At 68.0% G+C, this 25,853-nt stretch carries 23 protein-coding genes; 6 read left to right on the top strand and 17 right to left on the bottom strand.

Translation table 11 applies throughout. The features are described from left to right. Genes ACP2AH_RS00455 through ACP2AH_RS00440 form a run of 4 tightly spaced genes read left to right on the top strand, consistent with a single transcriptional unit; the run spans position 1 to position 4,822 of the window. Positions 1 to 1,083: an ABC transporter ATP-binding protein gene (locus ACP2AH_RS00455; RefSeq protein WP_425104041.1), complete on the top strand. Its 1,083-nt coding sequence runs from the start codon at positions 1 to 3 to the stop codon at positions 1,081 to 1,083. A gap of 20 nt (positions 1,084 to 1,103) precedes the next feature. Further along, positions 1,104 to 2,186 carry a DUF917 domain-containing protein gene (locus ACP2AH_RS00450; RefSeq protein ID WP_425104040.1) on the top strand — a complete coding sequence of 361 codons (1,083 nt, stop codon included), beginning with the start codon at positions 1,104 to 1,106 and terminating at the stop codon, positions 2,184 to 2,186. After that, the gene (locus tag ACP2AH_RS00445; RefSeq protein ID WP_425104039.1) at positions 2,183 to 3,718 is read left to right on the top strand and encodes a hydantoinase/oxoprolinase N-terminal domain-containing protein; all 1,536 of its coding nucleotides are present in this window, start codon (positions 2,183 to 2,185) and stop codon (positions 3,716 to 3,718) included. Before ACP2AH_RS00450 ends, ACP2AH_RS00445 begins: the two co-directional genes overlap by 4 nt. Positions 3,719 to 3,766: 48 nt before the next feature. After that, positions 3,767 to 4,822, top strand: a complete 1,056-nt coding sequence (locus tag ACP2AH_RS00440) for a threonine aldolase family protein (protein ID WP_425104702.1) — start codon at positions 3,767 to 3,769, stop codon at positions 4,820 to 4,822. Here the strand turns inward: ACP2AH_RS00440 and ACP2AH_RS00435 are convergent. Beyond that, positions 4,819 to 6,129 (bottom strand): amidase, encoded by a 1,311-nt coding sequence (locus ACP2AH_RS00435; RefSeq protein WP_425104038.1) that lies wholly within the window; start codon positions 6,127 to 6,129, stop codon positions 4,819 to 4,821. The two genes, ACP2AH_RS00440 and ACP2AH_RS00435, sit on opposite strands and share 4 nt — an antisense overlap. A gap of 209 nt (positions 6,130 to 6,338) precedes the next feature. Here ACP2AH_RS00435 and arsN2 point away from each other — a divergent pair, with 209 nt between their 5' ends. Further along, complete coding sequence (gene arsN2, locus ACP2AH_RS00430) at positions 6,339 to 7,166, top strand: arsenic resistance N-acetyltransferase ArsN2 (RefSeq protein ID WP_425104037.1); 828 nt, start codon at positions 6,339 to 6,341, stop codon at positions 7,164 to 7,166. An 87-nt stretch (positions 7,167 to 7,253) separates the two neighbouring features. On the opposite strand, the gene rbsK is transcribed toward arsN2, so the two are convergent. From rbsK to deoC, 7 genes are all read right to left on the bottom strand, one after another. Continuing rightward, on the bottom strand, positions 7,254 to 8,192 hold the full coding sequence (gene rbsK, locus ACP2AH_RS00425) for a ribokinase (protein WP_425104036.1): 939 nt from the start codon (positions 8,190 to 8,192) through the stop codon (positions 7,254 to 7,256). Positions 8,193 to 8,236: 44 nt separating this feature from the next. After that, positions 8,237 to 9,313 (bottom strand): aldose 1-epimerase family protein, encoded by a 1,077-nt coding sequence (locus ACP2AH_RS00420; RefSeq protein ID WP_425104035.1) that lies wholly within the window; start codon positions 9,311 to 9,313, stop codon positions 8,237 to 8,239. Further along, entirely contained in the window at positions 9,310 to 10,305 is a 996-nt protein-coding gene (locus ACP2AH_RS00415; RefSeq protein ID WP_425104034.1) for an ABC transporter permease, read from the bottom strand. Before ACP2AH_RS00415 ends, ACP2AH_RS00420 begins: the two co-directional genes overlap by 4 nt. 14 nt (positions 10,306 to 10,319) lie before the next feature. Continuing rightward, positions 10,320 to 11,291: an ABC transporter permease gene (locus ACP2AH_RS00410; protein ID WP_425104033.1), complete on the bottom strand. Its 972-nt coding sequence runs from the start codon at positions 11,289 to 11,291 to the stop codon at positions 10,320 to 10,322. Further along, positions 11,291 to 12,787, bottom strand: coding sequence for a sugar ABC transporter ATP-binding protein (locus tag ACP2AH_RS00405; protein WP_425104032.1), 1,497 nt, complete (start codon positions 12,785 to 12,787; stop codon positions 11,291 to 11,293). Before ACP2AH_RS00405 ends, ACP2AH_RS00410 begins: the two co-directional genes overlap by 1 nt. Before the next feature lie 166 nt (positions 12,788 to 12,953). After that, complete coding sequence (locus ACP2AH_RS00400; protein ID WP_425104031.1) at positions 12,954 to 14,000, bottom strand: autoinducer 2 ABC transporter substrate-binding protein; 1,047 nt, start codon at positions 13,998 to 14,000, stop codon at positions 12,954 to 12,956. A gap of 87 nt (positions 14,001 to 14,087) precedes the next feature. Continuing rightward, positions 14,088 to 14,789 (bottom strand): deoxyribose-phosphate aldolase, encoded by a 702-nt coding sequence (deoC, locus tag ACP2AH_RS00395; protein WP_425104030.1) that lies wholly within the window; start codon positions 14,787 to 14,789, stop codon positions 14,088 to 14,090. Between the two features lie 118 nt (positions 14,790 to 14,907). On the opposite strand from deoC, the gene ACP2AH_RS00390 reads away from it, so the two are divergent. Next, entirely contained in the window at positions 14,908 to 15,612 is a 705-nt protein-coding gene (locus ACP2AH_RS00390) for a DeoR/GlpR family DNA-binding transcription regulator (protein ID WP_425104029.1), read from the top strand. Positions 15,613 to 15,626: 14 nt separating this feature from the next. Here ACP2AH_RS00390 and ACP2AH_RS00385 read toward each other — a convergent pair whose 3' ends face one another. The 9 genes from ACP2AH_RS00385 to rfbH all read right to left on the bottom strand — a co-directional run bounded on the left by ACP2AH_RS00385 (position 15,627) and on the right by rfbH (position 25,831). Then, complete coding sequence (locus ACP2AH_RS00385) at positions 15,627 to 16,463, bottom strand: hypothetical protein (RefSeq protein WP_425104028.1); 837 nt, start codon at positions 16,461 to 16,463, stop codon at positions 15,627 to 15,629. Beyond that, a complete protein-coding gene (locus ACP2AH_RS00380) occupies positions 16,463 to 17,938 on the bottom strand; it encodes an arylsulfatase B (RefSeq protein WP_425104027.1) in 1,476 nt (491 codons plus the stop codon). The genes ACP2AH_RS00385 and ACP2AH_RS00380 overlap by 1 nt, the downstream gene beginning before the upstream one ends. A 23-nt stretch (positions 17,939 to 17,961) precedes the next feature. After that, a complete protein-coding gene (locus tag ACP2AH_RS00375) occupies positions 17,962 to 18,960 on the bottom strand; it encodes a formylglycine-generating enzyme family protein (protein WP_425104026.1) in 999 nt (332 codons plus the stop codon). A gap of 75 nt (positions 18,961 to 19,035) precedes the next feature. Then, complete coding sequence (locus ACP2AH_RS00370) at positions 19,036 to 20,088, bottom strand: AraC family transcriptional regulator ligand-binding domain-containing protein (RefSeq protein WP_425104025.1); 1,053 nt, start codon at positions 20,086 to 20,088, stop codon at positions 19,036 to 19,038. Between the two features lie 264 nt (positions 20,089 to 20,352). Beyond that, on the bottom strand, positions 20,353 to 22,116 hold the full coding sequence (locus ACP2AH_RS00365; protein ID WP_425104024.1) for a thiamine pyrophosphate-binding protein: 1,764 nt from the start codon (positions 22,114 to 22,116) through the stop codon (positions 20,353 to 20,355). Beyond that, entirely contained in the window at positions 22,113 to 23,114 is a 1,002-nt protein-coding gene (locus ACP2AH_RS00360) for a glycosyltransferase family 2 protein (protein ID WP_425104023.1), read from the bottom strand. The genes ACP2AH_RS00365 and ACP2AH_RS00360 overlap by 4 nt, the downstream gene beginning before the upstream one ends. Then, the gene (locus tag ACP2AH_RS00355; RefSeq protein WP_425104022.1) at positions 23,111 to 23,527 is read right to left on the bottom strand and encodes a GtrA family protein; all 417 of its coding nucleotides are present in this window, start codon (positions 23,525 to 23,527) and stop codon (positions 23,111 to 23,113) included. Before ACP2AH_RS00355 ends, ACP2AH_RS00360 begins: the two co-directional genes overlap by 4 nt. A 2-nt stretch (positions 23,528 to 23,529) precedes the next feature. Next, entirely contained in the window at positions 23,530 to 24,477 is a 948-nt protein-coding gene (locus ACP2AH_RS00350; RefSeq protein WP_425104021.1) for an NAD-dependent epimerase/dehydratase family protein, read from the bottom strand. Between the two features lie 25 nt (positions 24,478 to 24,502). After that, a complete protein-coding gene (rfbH, locus tag ACP2AH_RS00345) occupies positions 24,503 to 25,831 on the bottom strand; it encodes a lipopolysaccharide biosynthesis protein RfbH (protein ID WP_425104020.1) in 1,329 nt (442 codons plus the stop codon). Positions 25,832 to 25,853: the final 22 nt, after the last annotated feature.

Here is a 25,853-nt window from a genome sequence, read left to right as displayed (position 1 = left end):
ATGACCGAGCTTTCCCCCAACGCCGTCGAACTGCGGGCCGTCAGCAAGGTCTATGGCGCGTCGGCGGCTGTGCGCGATGTGTCGATGGACATTCCGCGCGGAGCCTTCGTCACCATTCTCGGGCCGTCCGGCTGTGGCAAGTCCACCCTGCTGCGGATGATCTCGGGCTTCGTCACGCCCTCCTCGGGCGATGTGCGCATCGACGGCGTCTCGGTCCTCGGCGCCGCCCCCTATGAGCGCGACACCGCCATGGTGTTCCAGGATTATGCGCTGTTCCCGCACCGCACCGTGGCGCAGAACCTCGCTTTCGGGCTGCGCATGCGCAAGGTGGCGAAGGACGAGATCGCCCGCCGCGTCGAGGCGATGCTGGAGCTGGTGAACCTCAAGGGCTTCGGTGACCGCCGGGTGAGCCAGATGTCGGGCGGGCAGGCGCAGCGTGTGGCGCTCGGCCGGGCGCTGATCGTGCGGCCGGCGGTGCTGCTACTGGACGAACCGCTGGGCGCGCTCGACCTCAAGCTGCGCAAGCAGATGCAGGCGGAACTGAAGACCATTCACCGCGACCTCGGCCTCACCTTCGTGGCGGTCACGCATGACCAGGAAGAGGCGCTGACGCTCTCCGACCGTATCGCCGTGATGAATGGCGGCGCGCTGGAGCAGTTCGACACGCCGGAAAACCTCTACCGCCGGCCGGCGACGCGCTTCGTCGCCGATTTCGTCGGCAACGCCAATCTCGTCGACGGACGCCTCGGCGCGGGGGGCCGCGTCGTGGCGGCTTCGCTGCCGCTGTCGCTGGACCTCAGCGCCGCGCAGTGCGGCGGGCGGGGCGAGGGGGCCCGGGTGGCGCTGGTCGTCCGCCCGGAAACCATCGCCGTGGGCGCGGTCGCGCCCGCGCACCATGACTGCCGCGTCGAGGCGCGGGTGGATGAAATCATGTTCTCCGGCGCCGTGCAGCAGATCACCGGCCACCTGCCGGACGGCACGCGCCTCACGGCGCATCAGAGCGCGGCGCTGCCGGCGCCGGAGCGCGGTGCCACCGCCATTTTCTCCTGGCCGGGCCAGTCGGTCTGGCTGGTCGACGGCTGAGGCCGTTCAAGGGCATTTCCATGCGTGAACTCGACTATGACGAACTGGAGGCGCTCGCCATCGGTGCGGGCGTGCTCGGCACCGGCGGGGGCAACCATCCCCATCTCGAACTGATGTGCGCGCAGGCGGACTACCGGCGCGGCCGGCGCATCCGCCTGATCGACCCGGATGAACTCGCGGACGATGCCCGCGTCGCCGTGGTGTGCATCATGGGTGCGCCGCTGGTGACCAAGGAGCGACTGCCGGAGCCGCAATCCATCTGCCGGGCCGTGCGCCGCATGGAGGCGCATACCGGCCAGCCTTTCAACGCCATCATGTCGATCGAGATCGGCGGCGAGAACGCCTTTTTCGCCATGCTGGTCGGCATGGAACTGGGCCTGCCGGTGGTGGATGCCGACACGATGGGCCGCGCCTTCCCGGAAGCGCAGATGGGGAGCTTCGCCATTCGCGGGCTGGAAGTCGCCCCCTTCGCCATCGCCGACATACGCGACAATGAAATCCTCATCGCCCGCGCCGAAAGCCCGACACGGGTGGAGCGGATCGGCCGCCGCATCGTGGTCGAGCTTGGCTCCATTGCCGGCACTTGCACGGCGCCGCGCTCGGGCGCCGAGGTGAAGGCGCACGCGATCCTGCGCTCGGTCTCGCGCGCCATCGCCATCGGCCGCTCGATCCAGGCCGCCAAGGCGGCCGGCCGCGATCCCGTCGCCGCCGTGGTCGAGGGCGCGCTGGCGCGGCTGGTGTTCACCGGCAAGGTGGACGACGTGTCGCGCCGCACCGAAGGTGGCTTCGTGCGCGGCACCGTCCGTCTCACCGGCACGGGCGCCTGGCAGGGGCGGGAACTCGCAATCGCGTTCCAGAACGAGTTCGCGGTCGCCCACCGGGACGGAGCCCTTGTGGCCAGCGTGCCGGACCTCATCACCGTGCTCGACGAGGAGAGCGCCGAGGCCATCGGCGCCGAGGTCATCCGCTACGGGCAGCGCGTGGCGGTGATCGTGCTCGGCGCCGACCCGATCATGCGCAGCGCGGAGGGGCTCGCCGTCGTGGGGCCGCGGGCCTTTGGCTACGATTTCGACTACCGCCCCTTCGAGGAGCTGAACCCATGAAGCGCATCGGCATCGATGTCGGCGGCACCAACACGGACGCGGTTCTGCTCGACGGCAGCCGCATCCTGCGCGCGATCAAGAGCCCGACCACGGCGGATGTGACGAGCGGGGTGCGGGCGGCGCTCGCCCATGTGCTGGCCGACCCCGATGGCACGACGCCCGATGTGCGCGCGGTGATGATCGGCACGACGCATTTCACCAATGCGGTGATCGAACGGCGCGGGCTGTCCAAGGTGGCGGTGATCCGCATCGGGCTTCCCGCCGCGTCCTCCATCGAACCCATGGCCGACTGGCCACAGGACCTGCACCGCGCGGTGGCGGGGCCCGTGTTCCTGCTGCAGGGCGGGCATGAATTCGACGGAAGGCCCATCGTCGCCTTCGACCGCGACGGCATGCGCCGGGCGGCAGAGGCGATCCGCGACAGCGGCATCACGGCGGCCGCCATCACGGCCGTGTTCTCGCCGCTCATCGCCGATTGCGAGCGGGAAGCCGCCGCCATTCTCGCCGAGGTGGCGCCCGACGTGTCCGTCACCCTCTCCAGCGATCTCGGCCGCATCGGGCTGATCGAGCGCGAGAACGCCACCATCCTCAACAGCGCCCTGCACGGGCTGGCGCGGCGCACGGTCGCCGCCTTCCGTCAGGCGATCACGGAGACGGGCCTCACGGGTCCGCTCTACCTCACCCAGAATGACGGCACGGTGATGCGGGCCGAGGAGGCCGAGCGCTTTCCGGTGCTGTGCTTCGCCTCCGGCCCGACCAACAGCATGCGCGGGGCGCATCTTCTGTCCGGTCTCAGCGACGCCGTCGTGCTCGATGTCGGCGGCACCACGACGGATGCCGGCATGCTGCAGGCCGGCTTCCCCCGGCAGGCCAACACGCAGGTGGATATTGGCGGGGTGCGCACCTTCTTCCGCATGCCGGACGTGGTGGCGATCGCGCTCGGCGGCGGCACCGTGGTGCGGGAGGCGCCGTTCACCGTCGGGCCGGACAGCGTCGGCTTCCGGCTGCTGGAGAAGGCGCGCATCGCCGGTGGCGACACGCTGACCCTCACCGATGTCGGCGTGCGGCTGGGCCTGCTGGAAGTGGGGGATGCGGAGCGGCGGAACGACATCCCGCTCGACCTCTCCGAGGCGGCGCACATCTGGATCGCGCGCCGGCTCGCCGAACTCGTCGACCGGATGAAGACCAGCGGTGCCGATCTGCCCGTTATCGCCGTCGGCGGCGGGGCGTTTCTGGTGCCGGACCATCTCCCCGGCGTCTCCCAGGTCATCAAGGTGGAGAATGCCGGTGTCGCCAATGCGGTGGGCGCCGCCATGTCGCAGGTCAGCGGCGAGAGCGACCGCATCTTCTATGGCGTGCCCCGCGACGAGGCGATCGCGGAGACACTACGCGCGGCCCGCGCGCAGGCTGTTGCCGCCGGTGCGGCACCGGATACGCTTGCCGTGCTGGATGTCGACGACACGCCCATGTCCTACATTCCCGGCGATCCGCTGCGGGTGAGGGTGCGCGTGATCGGCGATCTCGCGGGCTAGCCAGCGCGGCTCGCATTGAACGGACGGAAGAGGGGAAGGCGCATGGCCATCTCGGCGCAGCAATTCGCAAGCGACAATTATGCCGGCATCTGCCCGGAAGCCTGGGCGGCGATGGCACGCGCCAATGACGGGTCGTGCGTCGCCTATGGCGACGACGAATGGACCGCCCGCGCCGCCAACGCGTTTCGCGACCTGTTCGAGAGCGACTGCGAGGTGTTCTTCGTCTTCAACGGCACGGCGGCGAACTCGCTGGCGCTGGCCTCGCTCTGCCAGTCCTATCACAGCGTGATCTGCGCGGCCTCCGCCCATGTCGAGACGGATGAATGCGGGGCACCGGAATTCTTCTCCAACGGCTCGAAGCTGCTGGTGGCGCCGTCGAGTTCGACCAAGCTGACGCCGCAGACCATCCGCGCGCTGGCGACCAGCCGCTCCGACATCCACTTTCCCAAGGCGCGGGTGGTCACGCTTACCCAGCCGACCGAGACCGGGCTCGTCTATAGCCTGGAGGAGATCGCCGCGATCTCGGCGCTGTGCCGCGAACTCGGGCTCAAGCTGCACATGGACGGTGCCCGCTTCGCCCATGCCTGCGCGAGTCTGGGCTGCACGCCGGCCGAAATGACGTGGATGAGCGGCGTCGACGTTCTGTGCTTCGGCGGCACCAAGAACGGCATGGCGGTGGGGGAGGCGGTGATCTTCTTCGACCACGCCCTGGCGGCGGATTTCGACTATCGCTGCAAGCAGGCCGGCCAGCTCGCCTCCAAGATGCGCTTTCTCTCCGCCCCCTGGGTGGGGCTGCTGGAAAGCGGCGCCTGGCTCGCCAATGCGCGCCATGGCAATGGCTGCGCGGTGCGGCTTGCCAATGCCCTGAGCGGCTGCCCGGGCGTGGAGCTGCTGTTCCCAGTGGAGGCCAATTCCGTGTTCCTGAAGGCGCCGGAGCCGGTGCTGGAGGCGTTGCGGCAGCGCGGCTGGCGCTTCTACACCTTCATCGGCGGCGGCGCCCGGTTCATGTTCGCCTGGGACGCGAGGCCCGACCGGGTGGACGAACTCGCCGCCGACATCCGCGCGGCGGCGACGCTTCACGCCGGGACGAACGAGGCCCGCTAAAGCAGCGGCTCCAACTGGTGGGCAAGCGCGAGGAGCGCCGTGTCCGCGCCGGGTTTACCCGTGAGCTGAAGCCCCACCGGCAGCCCGCTCTCGCGGCGGCAGGGCAGGGAGAGGCTCGGCGCGCCGGTGAGATTGGCGTGGGTGAGGGTGAGGATTTCATCGTCGCCCTCGGCGCTGAGGGCGGGATCGGTGTCCGGCGCGACGAAGGGCACGGTCGGGCTGATGATGGCATCGACCGCGTCGAACAGCACCCCCAGCTCGGCAGTCCACTGCTCTTGCTGCCGCTTCGCGTCGAGATAGCGCACGGCCGGCAGGACGAGCCCCGCCTCGATCTGCGCGGCGGTGCCGGGTGCATAGCCGGAGGCGGCATTCCGATAGGTCTGCGCATGCACCAGGGCGGCCTCCGGCAGCAGAATATCGAGCAGTGCGGCGGCCATTCGCTCCGGCGAGGGCAGGGCGATATCCACCATCGTCACGCCGGCATTCTTGAGCCGGCCAAGGGCGGCATTGCCGGCCAGCCGCACCTGCGGACGCAGCGCCGGCGAATCCCATTGGCTGCGGCAGACGCCGAGACGGATCGGCGCCACGGCGTCGCCGCCGGCGGCTGGCGAGGGCGCCAGCGCGGCAAGGCCGAGCGCGATATCGGCGACGCTGCGGCCGAGCAGGCCGAGATGATCGAGGCTCCGCGACAGCGGATAGACGCCCTCCAGCGACAGCAGGCCAAAGCTCGGCTTCAACCCCACGATGCCGCAATAGGCCGCCGGCGCGCGCACCGAACCGCCCGTATCGGTTCCCAGCGCCAGAGGCACGATGCCGGCCGCGACCGCCGCCGCCGAGCCGCCGCTGGAGCCGCCGGCGGTGCGGGAGGGGTCGCACGGATTGTTGGTCTGGCCGAACGCCGGGTGAGCGATGCCATAGGCAAATTCCAGCAGATTGGTCTTGCCGAAGAGGATCGCCCCCGCCTCCCGCAGGCGCCGCACGCAGTCCGCATCGCGGGCCGCGCGGCGCGGGGGCAGCGCCCGCGTGGCGCAGCTCGTCTCCACCCCGGCCACGTCGATGATGTCCTTGATGGCGATGGGGATGCCGTGCAGCGGGCCCTTGTCGTCACCCCGCGCCAGCGCGCGGCTGGCCGCGTCGGCCTGCCGCATCACCTCGTCCGTCATCGGGTCGATGAAGGCGTTCAGCCTCGGCTCCCACTCGCTCAGCCGCGCCAATGCCTGTGTGCAGACATCGCGCGGGGTGAAGCGGCCGGCGCGGTAGCCTTCCGCCAGAGCGGGGACAGACAGCGGGGATAAAGGGTCGGCCATGTCGGGCACTCCGGCTGAATGCCGCCACAGCTAGGACCGACCCAACGGGCGCGCAATGAGGACCGCAGTCACCAGGGACGGGGGCCGGTCCGGGGCAGGGGGGCCGCCCAGATCACGGCCGGACGACGTTGCAGCAACCTTGCTTCATGTCGCCATGTCCATCAACCTCAACGTATGGATCAACATCAGGCCCTGCTGGCTTTGCCGCCATGGATGTCATCGTCTATCACAACCCGGAATGCGGCACGTCGCGCAATACGCTGGCGCTGATCCGCCATGCCGGCATCGAGCCGCATGTGATCGACTACCTGAAATCGCCGCCGGCCTCCGCCCTGCTGGTGCAGTTGGCGGAGCGCATGGGCTGGAACCTGCAGGCCCTGCTCCGCGAGCGGGGGACGCCCTTCCGCGACCTCGGGCTGGACGCGCCTGACGTGGACGACGCCCGACGGCTCGCGGCCATCGCCGCCCATCCGATCCTGCTGAACCGGCCGCTTGTGGTGACGCCGCTCGGCGTGAAGCTGTGCCGCCCGTCGGAGACGGTGCTGGACCTGCTCCCCATCGTCCCGCGCGCCGATCTCGACAAGGACGATGGCAGCCCCTTCCTGCGCGACGAGCAGGTCGCCGCCGCCGAGCCGCGCCTCGCCAAGGCGTTGCGGGAGGCGGGCCTGCCGACCCAAGACCTGAGGGCCTCCCCCGGCCGCTTCTTCAGCTACCGGACCCTCGGCGGCTCGCTGGTCGGCTATGGCGGCTTCGAGTTGTACGGGGACGACGTGCTGCTGCGCTCGCTGCTGGTCACGCCCGCCGCGCGCGGCAGGGGTGTGGGGCTCACCATCGCCCTGCTGCTGATGAGCCGGGCTTTCGACATGGGCGCACGGCAGGCGTGGCTGCTGACCGAGGGCGCCTCCGCCTTTTTCGAACGCCTCGGCTTCGCCGCCACGCCGCGCGAACGGGCGCCGGACGCCATCCGTCAGTCGCCACAGGCGACGGCGCTGTGTCCGGCCACAGCGCCGCTTCTCACCCGTCGCATCCAGCTCTGAGGCACCCTGACGACGTTCGAACGAGCCCGCAGCGCGTTAGGCGTTCTCTATCAATAATCAAGAGACTGATTCACCGATCAGCTTGATTCAAGCTGATCGGATCAGGCTCTGGCGCGGAAAGCGGGTGCGGAAATCGGCGGCGGTGGCGTAGGAGCGCTGCGTGCCGCGCCGGGTGATCGAATCCGCCGCATAGGTCGCCGCCTCGCCCAGCGCCTCGAACACCGGCAGACCTTGGGTGTGGAAATGGGCGAAGGCGCCGATGAAGGCGTCGCCCGCGCCGGTCGTGTCGACCGGCTCCACCTTGACCGGCGCGACGCGGCGCACCTCGTCGCCCGACACCAGCAGCGCGCCGCGCCCGCCCATGGTCACCACCACCGTGCCGATGCCGCGCGCGGTGAGAGACTTCGCCGCCGCCTCCACCTGCGCCTCGGTCTCGACCGGCAGGCCGGTGAGGGTCGCGAGTTCGGTCTCGTTCGGGGTGAGGAAGGCGAGATCCGCCAGCCGGGCGACATCGAGATCCGGCAGCGCCGGCGCCGGGACCAGCAGGGTCGGCACGCCCCATTCCTTCGCCCGCTTCACTGTGTGGTAGACGGTCTCGACCGGGATTTCGAGCTGCATCAGGATCAGCGCGCAGCCCTTGAGCAGAGCGGCGGCGGCGTCGACATCCGCCGGGGCGAGATGGGCATTGGCGCCTTTGACGATGAGGATCGAGTTCTCGCCCGAGGGTTCGACGAAGATCGGCGCCACGCCGGAGGGCGCGCCGGGCGTGCGCAGCACATGGGTGGTGTCGATGCCGTTGCGGGCGAAATTGGCGAGGGTGGCGTCGGCGAAGGCATCCTCGCCCACCCTCGTGACCATGACGACGGGGGAACCGAGCCGCGCGGCGGCGATGGCCTGGTTCGCGCCCTTGCCGCCATGGCCCATTTCGAAGCTCGGCGCCTCGACCGTCTCGCCGCGCAGCGGCATGTGGTCGACATAGGTGACGAGGTCCATCATGTTGGACCCGACGACGGCGATCTTCGACATTTCAACCTCTCCCGCCGTCCGCTGCCGGGACGGTCATTTCCGTTTCAACCGCCGAGGCTCGGCGCGAGCGCGGCGCATTCGGCCGCGTCGAGATGGCCAAGCTCGACGCTGTAGCGCGCCGTGGCCCCGGCCGGCAGGCGGATGACATTGCCTTTGGCCGCCTCCGCGGCGTAGCCCTCGGGCTCGCAGGTGGCGGGGAGGGCGAAGGCGCAGACCGACTGGTCGTGCCCGGCCAGAATCCAGCGCACGGTCTTGGGAAATGCGTCCGGCTGGTAGCGGGCAAGGAAGGCGTCGCCCTCCGGGCGGCGCAGCAGCACCGTCGTCGCGCCCTGCGCATCGGTGGCGAGACCGTTGAGATAGAACACCTGCTCCGGGTCGAAGCCATCCGCCTGGCGGATCACGCGGCTGGCGGAAGGATCGGCCGCCAGCTCTTCGATACGGGCGCGATAGGCGGGGTTCGGCGTGACATGGGCCGGAACCGCCCGCCGGACGACGGTGTGAGCGGCGTCGAAGGGCGCCTGCTGCAGGATCTCGCCGCCCTCGACGAAGGCGTAGTTCACATGCGCCATATACATGAGGTCCATCGCGTCGCCGGCGGAGAGGTTGGTCACCTCCATCGCCATGTCGAAGCGGGCGTCAGCGGCGTGCAGCGTCACGCTCGGCCGGGCCATGTAATGGGCGCCGAAGCCCATCGCGTATTCATAGGCACCGAACAGCCGCATCCACGGCCCGCGCGCGCCCGTCCCCACCTCGATGCCGGCGCTGTCCATCGGCGCGCAGGGCATCTCGCCATGGGCGGGATGGGTATCGGAGGGGCCGGGCACGCCGTTGCGCAGCAGGCCGGAATGGAAGGCGAAGCAGCCGTAGGTTTCGGCGATGGTGCGCACCGGACGCGGCGCCTTGAAGATGCTGCGCATGGTCAGGTCGACGCCGTCAAAAGCGGCGGACCAGATCATCTGCCCGAGATAGGGCAGCACCACCAGCGCGCCGCGTGCATTGGCGAGCCGGACCGCCTCCACCCCGGTGGAGTAGCGGAACAGGCTGGCAGTCAGGCCCTCATGCTCGACAGCGAGCCGTTCCGTGTCGCCGAAGCTGCGGCGGTCGAGATGGATGCGGGTCATGCGCGGTTCCTGAAAGCGTTCAGCACCATGACGAGCAGCAGGAAGCCGCCCCAGATGAAGTCGATCAGATGGTTGGAGAAGCGCATCATCTGGAAGCCCGAGGCCAGCAGCATCAGCGCGATGACCGCGATGGAAATGCCGAGCACCGTGCCCTTGCCGCCGGCGGGATTGGTCCCACCGAGCACACAGATCAGCACCGCCTGCAGCAGGTAGGACGTGCCGTAATCCGACTTCGCCGCATTGGTGCGGCCCGACAGCATGATGCCCGCCAGCGCCGCCAGCGTGCCGCTCAGCATGTAGGAGGCCAGCACCATGCGGTCGCTCTTCAGCCCCGCGAACACCGCCGCGCGCGGATTGGTGCCGATGAGAAACAGGTTGAGGCCGAAAGAGGTGCGCGTCAGCATCACCGCGATCACCATGGCGACGGCGACGAAGATCAGCAGCGGCACGGCGATGCCGAACAGCTTGCCATTGCCGATCAGCCCCCAATAGGCGGGGAAGCCGACAATGGCCGGCCCGCCGGTCAGCACCATGCACAGGCCGGTGAACACCTGGCCGGTGCCGAGCGTGGCGAGGATGGGGGTGATCTTTGCCCGGGTGATCAGCAGCCCGTTCAGCGCACCGGCGATCAGCCCGACGCCGAGCGCCAGCATCACCCCGGCGGCGACACGGGCAATCTCGCCCGCCGCGCCGGCCGTGGGATCGCCGGGGAACAGCTTGGTGAAGAACACGCCGGCGAGGATGCCGGCGAGATTGGCGATGCCGATCACCGACAGGTCGATGCCGCCGGTGAGCATCGCCAGCATCATGGCGATGGCGACGATGCCGAGCTCGGGGAAGATGAAGCTGATCGACTCGAAATTGTAGTAGCGCAGGAACTTGGTGGGTTCGAGCCAGCTCATCACCGCGAAGATGACGATGGTGATGAGGACCAGCTGGAGGATGTTGTTGTCGCGGTTGATGAAGCGCGAAAGGTCGAGACGCTTTTCCATGGTGCCCATTCCCCTCACGCCAGCGTCTTGCGGTCGCGCCAGGCGGTGAGCGCGGTGGCGACGACGATGACGCCGCCGACGACCACACCCTGCCAGGTATTGTCCACGCGCATGATGATGAGGCTGTTCTTGATCAGGACCAGCAGGAACACGCCGAGCAGCGTGCCCACGACCGAGCCGCGCCCGCCGAAGATCGACGCCCCGCCCAGCACGACGGCGGCGATCACGTCGAGCTCATAGCCGACGAAGTCACGCGGATTGGCCAGCCAGATCATCGAGGCGTGCAGCAGGCCGGCGAAACCCGCCAGCGCGCCGGCAAGCCCATAGGCGACATAGACCGTGCGCCGGGTGTTGAAGCCGACGCGCTTGGCCGATTCCGCATCGTCGCCATAGGCGAAGATGGAGCGGCCGGTCATGGTGCGGCTGAGGAACCACCAGACTGCGCCGGCGATGGCGAGATAGACGAACACCATCACCGAGAGCTTGGCGCCGCCAATATCGAGGCTGGACCGGCCGAAGGCGATCAGCGCCGGCGGCATGCGGTCGATATTGACGATCGAGGTGCCGACCAGCCCCAGCAGCAGGCCGCGCACCACCGAGGCCGATCCCAGCGTGACGATCAGCGGGATCATGCGGAAGGTGTGGATGAAGAAGGCGTTGGCGAGGCCACAGATGAGCCCGATCAGCGTCGCGGCGATGAAGGGCAGCAGCACGCCCTCATGGCCATAAGCGTTCATCGCCAGCACGGTGAGATACATGGCGGCGGCGGCGAAGGCCGGGAACGACACGTCGATGCCGCCGGAGATCATCACCACCAGCACGCTGAGCGCCATGATGCCGATGATGACATTGGCGCGCAGCAGGTTGAACAGATTGTCCGCCTGCCAGAAGGCGGGATTGATCAGCCCGATCACGACCATGATCGCGGCGACGATGAGAAAAACCGCCGTCTCGGAGCGGCGCATCAGCTTGGCGAGGGTCATCATCAGCGCAGCGTCTTCAAGCGGGAATGGATGTCGTCCTCTTCCAGGCCGCGCGGGTCGAGATCGTCGAGGATCGCGCCGCGGTGCATGAGGAGGATGCGGTTGCAATTGTGCAGAAGCTCCGGCACGTCGTCCGAGATCATCAGCACCGCCAGCCCGTCCTTGACCGCGAGTTCGCGGATGCGCCGGTGGATTTCGGCCTTGGAGCCGACATCGACGCCGACGGTGGGGCCGTTCAGGATCAGCACGCGCGGCCCGGTGAGCAGCCAGCGCCCGATGATGACGCGCTGCTGATTGCCGCCGGAGAGCTTGCCGACCTCCTTCTCCACATCGGTAGTGGCGATCTTCATGTCGGCGACGGTGCGCTCGGCCAGCGCGGTCATGGCGTCGTTGGAGAGGAACGGCCCGCGCGTCGCCCGCTCGATGGCGCTCGCCACCACATTGCGGGCGATGGACTGGCTCATGAACAGACCTTCGGACAGCCGGTCCTCCGGCACATAGGCAATGCCGGCCTCCACCGCCGCCGGCACGCTGGCGAGGCGGAGCGGCGTGCCGTCGAGCAGCACCGTGCCGCGATGCTCCGGCTCCATGCCGAACAGAGCGAGGGCAAGTTCCGTGCGGCCGGAGCCGAGCAGACCGGAGAGGCCGACAATCTCGCCGGCGCGCAGATCGAACGACACGTCGCGCACCGCCTCGCCGACGCTGAGGTCGCGCACCCGCAGGCGCGGCTCGGCCGCCGCATCGCCCGCCCAGCCATAGCGCTCATGGCCGAGATCCTGCCCGGTCATGGCGCGGGTGATGCGGGCCTCGGTGAAATCGGCCGTCGGGCCTTCCTCGACCTTGCGGCCATTGCGGAACACGCAGATGCGGTCGGAAATCTCCAGCATCTCCCGCATCTTGTGGCTGACGAACAGCACCGCGATGCCCTTGGCGCGGATTTCACGGACGAGAGTGAAGAGCCGCTCCACCTCGCGCCCGGTGAGCGCGGTGGTCGGCTCGTCCATGATCAGCAGGCGCGTTTCGCTCATCAGCGCCCGGGCGATGGCGACGATCTGCCGGTCGGCGGTGGAGAGATCGCCCACCCGCGCGTCGAGGTCGATGGCGACATCCAGCCGGGCAAGCGCCTGCGCGCCGAGGCGGCGACACTCGGCGGGGCTGACGAGCCGGCGCCCTTCGCTGAGCAGGCGGCCCATGGCAAGGTTCTCCGCCACGGTCAGGCTCGGGAACAGCGAGAAGTCCTGATAGATGACCTGGACACCGGCCGCGATGGCCGCGCGCGGCGAGAAGCCGGACACCGGCGCGCCGTCGATCAGCAGCGCGCCTTCGTCAAAGTCATAGACGCCGGAGACGATCTTGATCAGCGTCGACTTGCCCGAGCCGTTCTCGCCGGCGAGGCAGAGGATTTCCGCCGGGGCAATGGCGAAATCGACGCCGTCCAGCGCCTTCATGCCGGGAAAGCGCTTGGTCACGCCGCGCAGTTCGATCAGGGGTACGGCCATGGGATGCGCCCGTCGGGGAAGGAAAGCCGGCACGCCGTGCTGCCCGCCCACGCCTTTGTCAGCGAAATGAGGGGACCTTCGCAAGCCGGGGAGGGGCGCCGGCGCCCCGCCACTGCTCGCCCTGCGGGAGCGGCGCGGGACCTCTAGGACCCCGCGCCGCACGCCGTCAGAACTTGTACTGGTCCATGTTTTCCTTGGTCACGCCGACCCAGCCCTGCCCGTAGAGCAGGTTCGGCGCGGCGCCGGCCGGGGTGGTGAGGTTCTCATAGCCCTTGAGGCCGAGATTGAGGCCAGCCTTGATCTGGTCCTTCTTGCCCGAGAGCGCCATCACGGCGAGCTCGTTCATGGCGTAGCCGGCGACTGCCGGGTCCCAGAACTGGATGTACTGAATGTCGCCATCCGCGAGATACTTGCCGGCGACGGAGGGCAGGCCGGTGCCGGAGAAGAACACCTTGCCCTTCAGCCCGCGCTCGGCGATCAGACGGCCGGCGCCAGCCGAGGTCGGCATCGGGCCGCCGATGATGCCGTTCACGTCCGGATAGGTGGTGAGAGCTTCCGACAGCCGGTTATAGTCGGTGTTGGCGTCGTCATAGGTCTCAAGGCGCTGGGTGGCGAGCGCCATGTCCGGGAAGTGCTTCTTCTGGTACTCGATCGCGCCGTCGATCCACTCGTTCTGCGACTGCGAGGTGAGGCTGCCCACGGTGGCGAGGTACTTGCCCTTGCCACCCGTGTACTTGCCGAGCACCTCCATCAGCTGCGCGCCATAGGCCTTGTTGTCGAAGGCTTCGAGAATGTAGTCAGCGTTCTTGAGGTTCGAGGCCTCATGGGCGATGACCACGATGCCGCGGTCGCGCGCCTTCTTCAGCACCGGCTCGACCGCCTCGACCGAGAAGGGAACGATGCAGATCGCATCGACACCCTGGGCGATGAGGTTCTCGATGAGCTGCACCTGGGCGGCGGCGTCCGCCTGGCTCGGGCCGACCTGCCACACATCCATGCCGGTGTCGGTGCCGAACTGCTTGACCCCGTCGCGCATGCGATCGAACCAGGCGATGCCGTCGACCTTCACCACGGTGGCAATGGAGAACTTCTTGCCGGTGGCGGCGGCGGTGATGTCCTTCGGCACCTGGCTGGTGTCGACCACGCCATCGGCGAAGGCCGGGGCGGCCAGCAGCGACAGGCTCGCCGCGAGGGTGATCAGAGTCTTTCTCATGGATGTCCTCCCAGACATTCGTTGATTTTGATGGCGTCGGCGAAGGGCAGAGGGTGCCGCCCCCGGTTGCAAGCCGGCCGGAACGGCTCAGTAGCCGGCGTTCGCGACAGGCGCGGCGCCCGCGACAATGGCGATGCTGGCGCTGGCGCCGATGCGGGTGGCGCCGGCGTCGACCATCGCCCAGGCGGTGGCGGCGTCCCGCACCCCGCCCGACGCCTTCACGCCCATGACCGGCCCGACGACCCGGCGCATCAGCGCGATGTCGGCGACGGTCGCGCCGCCGGTAGAAAAGCCGGTCGAGGTCTTGACGAAATCGGCGCCGACCTCCTGCGCGAGGCGGCAGGCCTCTTCCTTCTGGGTATCGGTGAGCAGGCAGGTCTCCAGGATCACCTTGAGCACCGTGCCGCGCGTGGCGTCGCGCACGGCCGCCAGATCAGCGCGGCAGCGCGCGAGGTCGCCTTCCACCAGCGCACCGATGTCGATCACCATGTCGATTTCCTGCGCCCCGGCGGCAATGGCCAGCCGCGCCTCGGCCGCCTTGGCCTCGGCTCCGCCGGCGCCGAGCGGGAAGCCGATGACGACGCAGGTCTTCACCGGCGTGCCGGCGAGTTCATCGGCGACGAAGCCGGCGTGCACCGCGTTCACGCACACCGAGGCGAAGCCATGGTCGCGCGCTTCCGCGCAATAGCGCGCCACTTCGGCGCGCGAGGCTTCCGCCTTGAGAATGGTGTGGTCGATTAGGCCGGCCAGGGCGCGGGACTCGCGCAGGGCTGGTGCATTCGCTGCCATGTGACGTCTTCACCCGGTCAATTTTGTTATGATTATCACAAGATTTGTTGCGAACATTTCACGGCACTCTTGACGAGTCAAGGCGGACCGCCAATGAAGGTGGGGGATGGGGAGCGACGTGAAGAAACCCGAGCGAATCCGGCGGCTGGACGAGCGGCTGCGCGCCGTGGGCGTGCTGCATCTGCGCGACGCCGCCCAGCATCTCGACGTGTCGGAGATGACGGTGCGCCGCGATCTCGCGAGCGCGCCGGAACTGTTCAGCTATCTCGGCGGCTATATCCTGCCCGCAGGGAGCGAGCGCGCCTCAACCTACCGGCTTGATGCGGAATTCGACGCCCATGCCGAGGCCAAGGAGGCCGCCGGCCGCGCGGCGGCGCGCCTTGTCGAGCCGGACGACACCATCTTCATCGATTGCGGCACGACCACGCCGCGCATGATCGACCATTTACCGGTGACGGGCCGGCTCACCGTCATCACCTATGCGATGAACATCGCCACCCGGCTCGCGGGGCGGCCGAACACGAGCCTGATCCTGTTGGGCGGGCTGTTTCACGCCTCGTCGCAGAGCTTTTCCGGCGAGGAGGCACTGCGCAGCCTGGAGCGGCTCGGCATCAGCAAGGCGTTCATTTCCGCCGGCGGCGTCCATGCCCAGTATGGCATCACCTGTTCCAACTTCCATGAGGTACCCGTGAAGCAGGCCGCGCTGGCGCGGGCGGCGGTGGCCTATCTCGTCGTCGACTCCAGCAAGATCGACAAGATCAAGCCCGCCTATTTCGCCCGACGTGAGCAGTTCGCCCGCCTCATCACCGAGGCGGACGCGTAGACCTGACGTGGCCGCTAGAAGCGGTAGGTCACACCCATAATGGGACCCTGCATCAGCACGTCATAGAGAAACGCGCCGTTCTGGTAGTCGACCGACAGCGCGCGATAGCCGGCGCGCAGGGCGAGATTCTCGTTCCACCGATAGTTCACGGTGGCGATGGCCTGCCAGGTGAGCTTGGAGCCAACATCGAAGCCGCCGATATCGCCCACCAGCGTCAGGCTCCACGGCCCGCCAAGCTGGGCGAGCACGCGGGCGGCGATGACCGGATCGACCCAGCTCTCGGCCTGGGTGTATTCGAGCCCCGCCGGCAAAAGGCCGGGATCGACGGTGAGCCGGTTGTTGAGGTGCCAGTAGCGCAGGCCCGCGCCAGCATCGACATCAAATGTGTCCGATTCGTAGAGGCGATAGAGCACGTCACCCTGCAGTGTCAGGCTGCGCGAGCGCACCTCGAAGCCGGCGTTATAGGGACCGGGCAGGGTGCCGGAGGGCGTCACCTGCGTGAACATCAGATCGGCGAGGAAGCCCCAGCGCCCCACCCGCATTTCGCCCGAGCCCATGACCGCGCCGTTGAGGTCCTGCAGCACGTCGCGGAAGCTGAGGTCGATATTGGCGGCGGGCAAAGGCGGCAGGGTGGAGCTGGTGCCGTGCAGCGCGCTGGCCCAGAGATACATCGTGGCGGAGAAGGTCGGTGCATCCGCATCGACGACCGGCCCGGGCAAGCTCACCGCCGGCGGCGACGGTTCGAGATCGGCGGCACCGGCCGGCCCACTGCCGACAAGGGCCAGCAGTGCCGCGCCAAGAATGGGTGCGGCAGCGGAAGGGCCAGGGGCCCGCAAGCGGGGCTCGCGCATCAATCGTTCTCCAGACCCATCTCGTAGAGCGCCTCGCCTGGCTGCGCCAGCGGCGCGGAAAGCGTAGCCTTCAGCGCCGCGCTGTAGAAGAGCGGCGGTGCCATGGTGCGGGCGAAATCCACCACACACTGCTGCAGCTGCGCCACCTTCTCGGGGTGAGCGGTGGAAAGGTCCGTCGTTTCCGACGGGTCCTTCGACAGGTCGAACAATTCGACCTTGGGCGGCAGCGCGACATGCCACACCAGCTTCCAATCGCCCTCGCGCACCGCACCCTGGGTCGGGTCGACATTGTAGAGCAGTTCCGCCCGTCCGGGCTGGCCGGCGGCCAGTACCTGCCAGACATCGCCGCCATCGAGCGGTTTCGCCTTGCCGAGACTGGCGCCGGCGAGCTTGGCGAGGGTGGGGAGCATGTCCACCACATGCATCACCCCTTCCGCCGCGCCCGGTGCGATCCGGCCGGGCCAGTTGGCGAGGGCGACGACACGGGTACCGCCCTCATAGAGCGTGCCCTTGCCCGCGCGCAGCGGCGCGTTGCTGGGCGGAAGGTCGCCCGCAACCGCGCCCTCGCCGGCGAACATCTTGTCGCGCGTGCCGCCATTGTCGCTGTGGAACACGATCAACGTGTTTTCGCGCATTCCCTGCGCGTCGAGTGCCGCCACCACCTTGCCGATCTGCTCGTCCATGGCGGTGATCATCGCCGCATAGGCCCGGCGCTGGGGATCGGCGATGCCCGCATAGGCATCGAGATAGCGCTGCGGCGCCTGATAGGGCGTGTGCGGGGCGGTGAAGGCGAGATAGAGGAACAGCGGCGTCTTCGCATCATGCCCGGCGATCTGGCGGATCGCGTCGGCGCCGAACAGCTCGGTGTCGTAGCCCTCTTCCTTCAGCAGCGTGTTGTCGCGGTACCAGTCGGTAACGCCGTGCGCCTCATGCTTGAAGTGGTCGATTTCGCCGACCAGCGGCCCGTAGAAATAATCGAAACCGCGCTGGCGCGGCCAGTATTTGCGGTCGGCATGGCCGAGATGCCACTTGCCGACCAAGGCGGTGCGATAGCCGACCTCCTTCAGCGCCTGCGGCAGCAGGAACTCGTCGGTGGCGAGGCCGTAGCTGGCTCCGGAGGGAATGACGCCCACCTGCAGCCCGTAGCGCAAGGGATAGCGCCCGGTCAGCAACGCCGCACGGGTCGGGGTGCACATTGGCTGGGTGTAGAACTGGCTCAGCGTCGCCCCCGTCGCCGCCAGCGCGTCGAGATTCGGGGTGCGGATGTCGGAGCCCCGGAAGCCGACATCGGCGAAGCCGAGATCGTCGGCGACGATGTAGAGAATATGCGGGCGCGGCGCAGCCTCCGCCCGAGCCCCGGAGGAGAGCAGCGACAGGCCGGAAACGGCGGCCAGGAAGCCGGCGCTGCCGGCCAGCACGTCGCGGCGGCTGGGCGCACGGGCCGGCGCGGCGGGGGGGAGATCACGATCAGTCACGGCAGTTCCTCGGCTTCAGCGCGTCACAGAGGGCGGGCATCAGGGGCGACACGGCGGATGCAGCGGAAACCGATATGCACCGAGGCCGTGTCGAGGGTCTGGGGTTGGCGGGCGGCCGGGCGGTAGCGCCGGCAATAGCTGGGCGCGCACAGATGCGAACCACCCTTCAGCACCTTGCGCGGCGCCAATGCGCCCGGTTCGAACGGATCGGCGCTGTCCTCGCGCCGCGCGCCGCGCGGGTTGCGCGAGACGCAGCAGGCCTTGGCGGAGGGGAGGGACGCGGCATGGCTGGAGGCGTACCAGTCGTCGGTCCACTCCCAGACATTGCCGATCATGTCGAAGACGCCATAGCCATTGGCGGGATAGGCGCGGACCGGCGAGGTGCCGGCATAGCCGTCCTCGGCGCTGTTTTCCTGCGGGAACGCGCCCTGCCAGGTATTGGCGCGGTGGACGCCGCCCGGCACCAATGTGTCGCCCCAGGCGAATTCCGCTCCGTCGAGCCCGCCGCGCGCGGCGAACTCCCATTCCGCCTCGCTCGGCAATTGCTTGCCGCACCAATGCGCATAGGCGAGGGCGTCTTCATGGGCGACATGGACGACGGGATGATCTTCAAAGCCTTCAAGCGTACTACCGGGCCCCTGCGGATGCCGCCAGTCCGCGCCGGGCATGAAGCGCCACCACTGCGTCCAGTCCTCATGTCCCACCGCATGGTCAGGCGCGGTGAAGACGAGCGAGCCGGCCACGAGGAGGCGCGGATCGGCATCGGGATAATCCGCCCGGCAAGGGTCTCTTTCCGCCAGCGTCCGGTAGCCGGTGGCGGCGACGAAGGCGGCGAAGGCACGGTTGGTGACCGGGGTCGTGTCGATGAAGAAGCCGTCGACGCCGACGCGGTGGGCCGGCGCTTCCTCGGGATAATGCCGATCCGAGCCCATGGTGAACGTACCGGCGGGGATCCACACCATGCCGGGTGCCGTCAGCGCCCCGGCATCGGCATGCCCCTCGGCCAGAACTGTCAGCTGCATCGCGGCTCCGCTGCCTTCCCGCCGGCGCCGCCCTCGCGGGGCCAAGTTGGCGTCGCGATCCGGAGAGACCGCAGGTCAGGACCCTAGCACCGCCCCCTCGTCTCTCTCAATTGCCATTTCGCGCCAGATCGACCGACGCCAATGGAGCGGCGCCACGCCTTCCCAGCGGTGGAACGCGCGGATGAAATGGGCGGGATCGCTGTAGCCCAGCTGGCGGGCGATGGACGCGACGGGGTGCCGGCTCCCGGCGAGGCACTGCCGTGCCTGCCCCTGCCGCCACTCATCGACCAGAACCTCGAAACGCAGGCCCAGCGAGGCGAGACGCCGCTGCAGCGTGCGCGGCGATAGACCGAGGCTACGCGCGGCATCAATCAGCGACAGGGTTCCGGCGAGCGCCGAGGCAGTGATGATACGTTCAAGCGCGGCGACCAGCGCGGCATCGTCGTGCCGCTCATACAGCATGACCGGCGTCGGGACGCCTTCGAACTGCGTCCATGCGGCGCCGAACATTGGGTTGGGACGGTCGAGCCACGCCGCGTCGAAACCGATGACGAGCCCCACGCCGTTGCCGAAGACGACATCCGCAGCCAAAGCGTCCTCATAGGCACGAACCGGTGCCCGCGCCTGGTGGGGAAGGTTCACGCGCAGCGGGCCGGCCTCGCCGCCGGCGAGGGCGCGCAGCGCCCCGACCATGAAACCCGCCACCCCGTCATTGAGCACCGCGCTGTGGGCGGGATCGCTGTCCTCGAAACTGTGACGCCAGAACGCTCGCCCGCCGTCTTCATCGAGTTGGAGGCGCACGCCGCCCTGAAGTGTCGGCATATGCCGGGCATGGGCGGCGAGGCTTTCGCGCAGCGTACGGCCGGAGAACAGCGCTCGCCCGGAAAGGCCCAGCTGCGCCGGCTGGGCGCTGGCGGCCAGGGCAAGACCCAGCGTCGGCTCGCCCGCCCGCCGCGCGGCCTCGCGCAGCACGGTCGCGATCTGCCCGCGCGCGACGATATCCTCGCCATCAAGGGCGCCTGTTATGCCGGCCCGGTCGAGCAGCGGCGCAAGCTCCAGACCTTGCGCCTGCGCGACCTGCGGCAGCATGTGCAGCAGAGACAGACGGATCGGATGCCGGTCCCACATCAGCTCGGTTCCAAGGCCCGTCCTTTACCGGAGATGGGCTTCAGCTCCGCCCCCGTAGCGGTCGAAACTACCATTCTCCTTAGCCGCTTGCCTAGCGCGGGGCGAGGGAGGGGGGGCTGCGTTGCCGGACCCGACGACCGCGCGAACGAGAGCTTGTAATTACGCGTCAACCGCCGCGCTGATCCATGGCCATTTCAGTCCGGGATGCCACACGGCGCGGCGTCGCGTACGCCAAGTCCCATGGTCTGCGGGACCTGCCGGTCGCTATTTCGGCGCGCCCGCCCGGCGCCCGTGACGGTTGAAGGCATTTCCTTCCGCCCACTCGCCATCGTCCAGATACGGAAACTGGTCGTGGATCGGCCGCCCCATCTCAACCTTTGGCTCAATCGGCGTGCGCGGGTCGAGGATGATGTCGAGCAGCCGGAGCCCTTTGGGGGCCAGCATCTCCGGGATGATGTCGCCGGGCTGTTCGATGCGGTGGTAGTCAATGCCATACGCCGCAGCGATACGCCCGAAATCCGGCTGGCTGTAACCCGTGGCCGTCGCGTGATGGCGACCGGCGAGATAGGCATCCTGAAACTGCTTGATGATGCCGTAGCCACCATTGTTTATGACGATGATGGTCATGTCGATGCCGTAATGAACGGCGGTCTGCAGTTCCTGCAAATTGACCTGAAAGCCTCCGTCGCCGGTCATGCAGACCACCTGCCGCTCAGGCGCCGTCAACTTGGCGCCAATCGCGGCGGGGAGCGCGTAACCCATGGGCGAGTTGCCGCCCGCGGTGAACAGCGCCTGTCCGGTGCGATGGAACGCCTGGAACGCCCAGCAGACGGCCGCGCCGGTATCGTTCACCACCACCGCGTCGCGCGCGACCAGCGCATTGATCCGGCGGATCGCCTCATAGGGCGACTGGCTGCCATTCGCCTCGGCGAATGTGCTGTGGCATTTGCCGACATAGCGCTCCTGCATCAGCCCCACATGGTCGAGCCATGCATTATTGGCCTCGGGCAAGGCGACCTGCTGCAGCACGGCTGGCAGGTGCTTGAAATCGAGGCGCTCGCAGACATAGCCATCCGCAGCGTATTTCGCGAGTTCCTCGGCGTCCACGTCCAGCACGATCACCCGCGCTTCGGGGGCGAAGGTCGCCGGATTGCCCGTGCGCTGGCGGTTGTCGAGCCGGCTTCCGAGCACGAGCAGGGCGTCGCAATTCTGGATCAGGAAATTCCCGCCCCGGTTGCCGTAGACCCCGACAGTTCCGCAGAAGCCGGGGAGATCGTGGTCGATAAAGGTGGCGCCTGCCCAGCTGGAGACCACGGGCAGGCCGCTCGCGCGCACCCACGCTTCCACCTCCCGCTCAACCCCGGCCAAGCCGACGCCGGCGCCCCAATAGAGAAGAGGGCGCCTGGCGCCTTCCAGCGCCCGCGTCACCGTCGCGGCGATGCGGGCCAGTTCCTCCTCATGTGGCGGAGGCGAAGGAGGTGGTGGCAGGGGAGAAAACGCACCCATCTCGGCCTGCTGCAGGTCCATCGGCACATCGACCAGAACCGGCCCCATGCGCCCCGTGGTCGCCTCGCGATACGCGACCTCCAGCTCCCGCCTCAGGTCCTCGGGCGTATGAACCTGCGCCGCGTATTTGGTGACCGGCCGCGCCATCTCGACGATCTTCGTCTCCTGAAAGCCGACCTGGCGGGGAGCGGCACTGCCCAGCCTTCGACTCTCGCGGAGATTCACCTGTCCGGTGATGTGCAGCGACGGGATGGAATCGAAATAGGAGCAGGCGATGCCCGTCAGCAGATTGGTGGCGCCCGGGCCCGATGTGGCCATCGTCGCCCCCACCGTGCCGTTCACCCGCCACACCGCGTCCGCCGCCATGGCCGCCGCCTGCTCATGCTGCACGCAGACATAGTCGATGTCGTCGCGTCGGCCGATGGCGTCGATCATGAAGGTGGCGGCGCCGCCGGTCATCAGAAAGACATGCCGTATGCCCTTGCTGGCGAGGAAGGCGGCGATGTACTCGGCTCCGGTCATGGCTCGCTCCCCGGACTGGCCGGCTGATCTGTCTTTGGCCCGCCCGCTGCGGCGGCAGCCTCACCGAAATTGAGGCGTTCCCGCTCGAAAACCACGGGCTTCTGGCGCACGCGGGCATAGATCGCCAGCACATACTCGCCGATGAGCCCCATGAAGAACAGCTGCACCCCACCGAAGAAGAACAGCGCCACGATCAGCGTGAAGATGCCGGGCTCGGCGAGCCGCTGGTAGAACAGGAGGCCTACAAGGAGATTGATGATGGAATAGAGGACGCTGAGCCCGGCGAGAACGAAGCCGGCGAAAAGCCCGATCCGCAACGGCGCGGTGGTGAATGAGGTGATACCGTTCATGCCCTGGTCGAACAGGGCGGACAGGCGGTTCTTCGACAGGCCGCGCTTGCGTGCCCGCCAGCGATAGGGAACGCCCACCGCCCGGCCGCCGCATTCAAACGTCATCATGCGCATGAACGGATAGGTGTCGTCGATGCGCCGCATGGAGTCCACCACACGTCGGTCGACCAGCTGAAAATCGCCAACGCCCGGCGGTATGTCGAACTCCGAGAAGCGTGTCAGCGCGCGGTAATAGACCTGACGAAGAGTGCGCATCGACCAGCTCTCGTCGCGGGTCGCCCGGATGCCATAGACGATCTCGTAGCCCTGCTCCCACAGACGCACGAACTCGGGCAAGAGCTCTGGCGGATCCTGGAGATCGGCCGGCAGGAAAATGAGCACCGCATCGCCGGAGGTCGCCATCACGCCGTTATAGGTATTACGGAGCGGGCCAAAATTGCGGGCGTTGACGATGACCTTGACGCTCGGATCCTCAGCGGCCAACCGGCGCAGAATCTCCCCCGTCGCGTCGGTCGATGCATTGTCGCAGAAAATGTGCTCCCGCTCATAGCCGGGCAGATGCTCGTCGAAGATCGCGCGCACGATCGCATAGCATTCAGCGACGTTGTCTTCCTCGTTGTAACACGGGGTGACGACGGAGATTTTCATGGGCCCCCCCGGAAGACGACAAGACGGTTCCCTAGGAACGAGAGAACGACGACGGCAGGCAGAACAAGCAATTGCCCCAACAGCGGCGCCACGCCCGCCGCGGCCAGCAGTTCGAGCGCACCGAGATTGAGCGCGAAGCTCAGAGCGTAGATTCCGACGAAGAGCGGCAGGCGGCCCCACCGGCGGTTTCCGAAGACCAATCGGCCGGTCGTAACGAAATTGAACAGCACGCCCAGAATGGTCGCGACCAGCAGGGCAAGCCTGTGGTCGCCCGACATCAGGTAAAGCCCAGCGAAGAGCGAATAGCCAACCAGCGTATTGAGTCCGCCGACGAGCACGAAGCGAACGAACTGCGCCAGCCGCGCCTGACGCGTCGGGTCGGAGGTCAAGGGAAAGCCGAGGTGCCGGAACATCCTCACCGTCCGCCTCGTCCGTTCCGCGCGTCGACATTGGAAGGGTCCCGCCCCTGCGAGCTGTACCACCGCAGGGTGGCGGACAGCCCCTCCGCGAGCGTCAGGCGCGGCCGCCAGCCGGTGACGCGGTGCAGGCGGCCAATGTCCGCCTGCAGATGCATGAGCTGCTCGGGCCGAAAGGGCAGCGCGCCAAAGCCAAGAGGCAGGGCGGGATCGATGAGGTCCCGCAATAGCGACACCGTGTCTGCAAGTGGCGGCGCCTCGCCCGAGCCGAGATTGAACAGTCCGGCCGCCGCCGGCGCCGTGGCCACGGCGACGATGGCAGCGGCGGCATCGTCCACGTGGAGAAAATCCCATTTCTGGGTGCAGGCGGTGAGGGGAGGGCACTCTCCCGCCAGAAGGCTCCTCATCAGGGTTGGGATGAGAAAGGAGGGGTTGTCGCGCGGGCCATAGGCAGAGAACAGCCGTATCCACGACCAGCGCAAACCGGCGCGGAGGCAAATCTGCTCCGTGGCGAGCGCAGCGGCCAGCTTCGCCACACCATAGAGCGAGGTCGGACTGGTGGGATGGGTCTCGTCGGCTGCACCGGTCATCGGGCCATATTCGGCCTGAGAGCCGATGCCGATGAAGGCACCCGCGCCGCTCTCCGACGCCAGCGTGGCGAGATCGGCGGCGACCACGGCATTGCGCAGTTGCGCCGGTGCATTCCGTCCGGCCCCGCTCACCGCCGACCAGCCGGCGTGAATGAAGAGGTCCGGCGCAAAGGCGGCAAGCGGCGCGCTCAGGCTATCCATATCCTCAAGCGATCCTGAGATCAGGGTGAGGGCGTTCGCGACATCGCCCAAGCGCGCGCGATCCGTGTCCGGCCGCACCAGCGCTGCGACCTCATGGCCGGCAGCGACGAGCTGGCGCGCCGTGGGGCGCCCGAGGAAGCCGCTAGTACCGGTCATGAAGACGCGCATGGCCGATGCTGTCCTAACCGCGCACGAAGCTGCGGATGGTATCGACCATGTAGTCGATGGCGGGATCGCCGAGCCCCGGATAGACGCCGACCCAGAACGTCCGGTTCATCACAGTATCGCTGTTGGTAAGGGACCCGACCGCGCGATGCGGGCGCCCTGCCATATAGGGCTGACGCAGCAGGTTGCCCCCGAAAAGCTGGCGCGTGCCGATGCGGTGCGCATCCAGGTGCATCACCAGCGCCCGTCTGTCGAAAGGCGCGCCTTCCCGAACCGTGAGCGGGAAGCCGAACCAGGAAGGGTCGGAGTGGGGCGTGGCCTCGGGCAGAATGAACACGTCCTCAAGCTCGGCGAGGCCAGTCTTGAGGCTGTTGAAATTGTGCCGGCGGCTGGCAATGAAGCCGTCCAGACGATCGAGCTGCGAGAGGCCCACGGCAGCCTGCATGTCGGTGATCTTCAAATTATAACCGACATGCGAGTAGATGTACTTGTGATCATAGCCATGCGGCAGGTCGCCGAGCTGCCAGTCGAAGCGCTTGTGGCAGGTATTGTCCGCCCCCGGGGCGCAGTAGCAGTCACGCCCCCAGTCCCGGATCGACTCCATCGCCCGACGCAGCCGGGCATTCGCGGTGAAGACCGCGCCGCCTTCGCCCATCGTGATATGGTGAGCGGGATAGAAGCTCAATGTGCCGACATCACCGAAGGTCCCGACCGGCTGGCCGCGATAGGTCGCGCCAAGAGCATCGCAGCAATCCTCGACAACCCACAGATTGCGCCGCCGGGCGATCTCCATGACCGCATCAAGGTCGAAGGGATTGCCCAGCGTGTGGGCCACCACGATGGCGCGCGTGCGCTCGCTGAGCGCCGCCTCGATCTGATCGGGATCGATATTGTAGGTCGGCAGGTGGATATCCACGAAGACCGGCACCAGGCCGTTCTGAAGCACCGGGTTGATCGTCGTGGGAAAGCCGGTGGCGCAGGTGATCACCTCATCACCCGGCTTCAGCGCCCGCTCCCCCAACAGAGGCGAGGTCAGCGCCGAAACCGCCACGAGATTGGCCGACGAACCGGAGTTCACCGTAAGCACATGTTTCCGCTGGACCACCTTGGCCAGCCGCGCCTCAAAGGCCGCATTGAAACGCCCGGTGGTCAGCCAGAAATCCAGCGCGCTGTCGACCAGGCTCTGCATGTCGCGGGCGTCGAACACGCGCCCCGAAACCGGCACCGGCGATCGGCCGGCGGCGAAGGGCGACGGGGCGTGCCGTGCGTCATAATAGGCCTCGACCAGCGCCATGATCTGCGCGCGCAATTCCTCGGCGGTCGCAGCCGGCGTTTCGCTCACCATCACCCAATCCTCATTCCGGTCC

Origin of the sequence: Ancylobacter sp. (assembly GCF_965249975.1) — a bacterium.
In the GTDB taxonomy this organism is placed as follows: domain Bacteria; phylum Pseudomonadota; class Alphaproteobacteria; order Rhizobiales; family Xanthobacteraceae; genus Ancylobacter.
The sequence above is the reverse complement of the archived record's forward strand: the minus strand, read 5'-3'. Positions and strand labels throughout refer to the sequence as shown.

Coding starts and splice junctions, on each gene's coding strand:
- ACP2AH_RS00455 (WP_425104041.1), top strand. CDS start 1: ATGACCGAGCTTTCCCCCAACGCCGTCGAACTGCGGGCCGTCAGCAAG.
- ACP2AH_RS00450 (WP_425104040.1), top strand. CDS start 1,104: ATGCGTGAACTCGACTATGACGAACTGGAGGCGCTCGCCATCGGTGCG.
- ACP2AH_RS00445 (WP_425104039.1), top strand. CDS start 2,183: ATGAAGCGCATCGGCATCGATGTCGGCGGCACCAACACGGACGCGGTT.
- ACP2AH_RS00435 (WP_425104038.1), bottom strand. CDS start 6,129: ATGGCCGACCCTTTATCCCCGCTGTCTGTCCCCGCTCTGGCGGAAGGC.
- arsN2 (WP_425104037.1), top strand. CDS start 6,339: ATGGATGTCATCGTCTATCACAACCCGGAATGCGGCACGTCGCGCAAT.
- rbsK (WP_425104036.1), bottom strand. CDS start 8,192: ATGTCGAAGATCGCCGTCGTCGGGTCCAACATGATGGACCTCGTCACC.
- ACP2AH_RS00420 (WP_425104035.1), bottom strand. CDS start 9,313: ATGACCCGCATCCATCTCGACCGCCGCAGCTTCGGCGACACGGAACGG.
- ACP2AH_RS00415 (WP_425104034.1), bottom strand. CDS start 10,305: ATGGAAAAGCGTCTCGACCTTTCGCGCTTCATCAACCGCGACAACAAC.
- ACP2AH_RS00410 (WP_425104033.1), bottom strand. CDS start 11,291: ATGATGACCCTCGCCAAGCTGATGCGCCGCTCCGAGACGGCGGTTTTT.
- ACP2AH_RS00405 (WP_425104032.1), bottom strand. CDS start 12,787: ATGGCCGTACCCCTGATCGAACTGCGCGGCGTGACCAAGCGCTTTCCC.
- ACP2AH_RS00400 (WP_425104031.1), bottom strand. CDS start 14,000: ATGAGAAAGACTCTGATCACCCTCGCGGCGAGCCTGTCGCTGCTGGCC.
- deoC (WP_425104030.1), bottom strand. CDS start 14,789: ATGGCAGCGAATGCACCAGCCCTGCGCGAGTCCCGCGCCCTGGCCGGC.
- ACP2AH_RS00385 (WP_425104028.1), bottom strand. CDS start 16,463: ATGCGCGAGCCCCGCTTGCGGGCCCCTGGCCCTTCCGCTGCCGCACCC.
- ACP2AH_RS00375 (WP_425104026.1), bottom strand. CDS start 18,960: ATGCAGCTGACAGTTCTGGCCGAGGGGCATGCCGATGCCGGGGCGCTG.
- ACP2AH_RS00370 (WP_425104025.1), bottom strand. CDS start 20,088: ATGTGGGACCGGCATCCGATCCGTCTGTCTCTGCTGCACATGCTGCCG.
- ACP2AH_RS00365 (WP_425104024.1), bottom strand. CDS start 22,116: ATGACCGGAGCCGAGTACATCGCCGCCTTCCTCGCCAGCAAGGGCATA.
- ACP2AH_RS00360 (WP_425104023.1), bottom strand. CDS start 23,114: ATGAAAATCTCCGTCGTCACCCCGTGTTACAACGAGGAAGACAACGTC.
- ACP2AH_RS00355 (WP_425104022.1), bottom strand. CDS start 23,527: ATGTTCCGGCACCTCGGCTTTCCCTTGACCTCCGACCCGACGCGTCAG.
- ACP2AH_RS00350 (WP_425104021.1), bottom strand. CDS start 24,477: ATGACCGGTACTAGCGGCTTCCTCGGGCGCCCCACGGCGCGCCAGCTC.
- rfbH (WP_425104020.1), bottom strand. CDS start 25,831: ATGGTGAGCGAAACGCCGGCTGCGACCGCCGAGGAATTGCGCGCGCAG.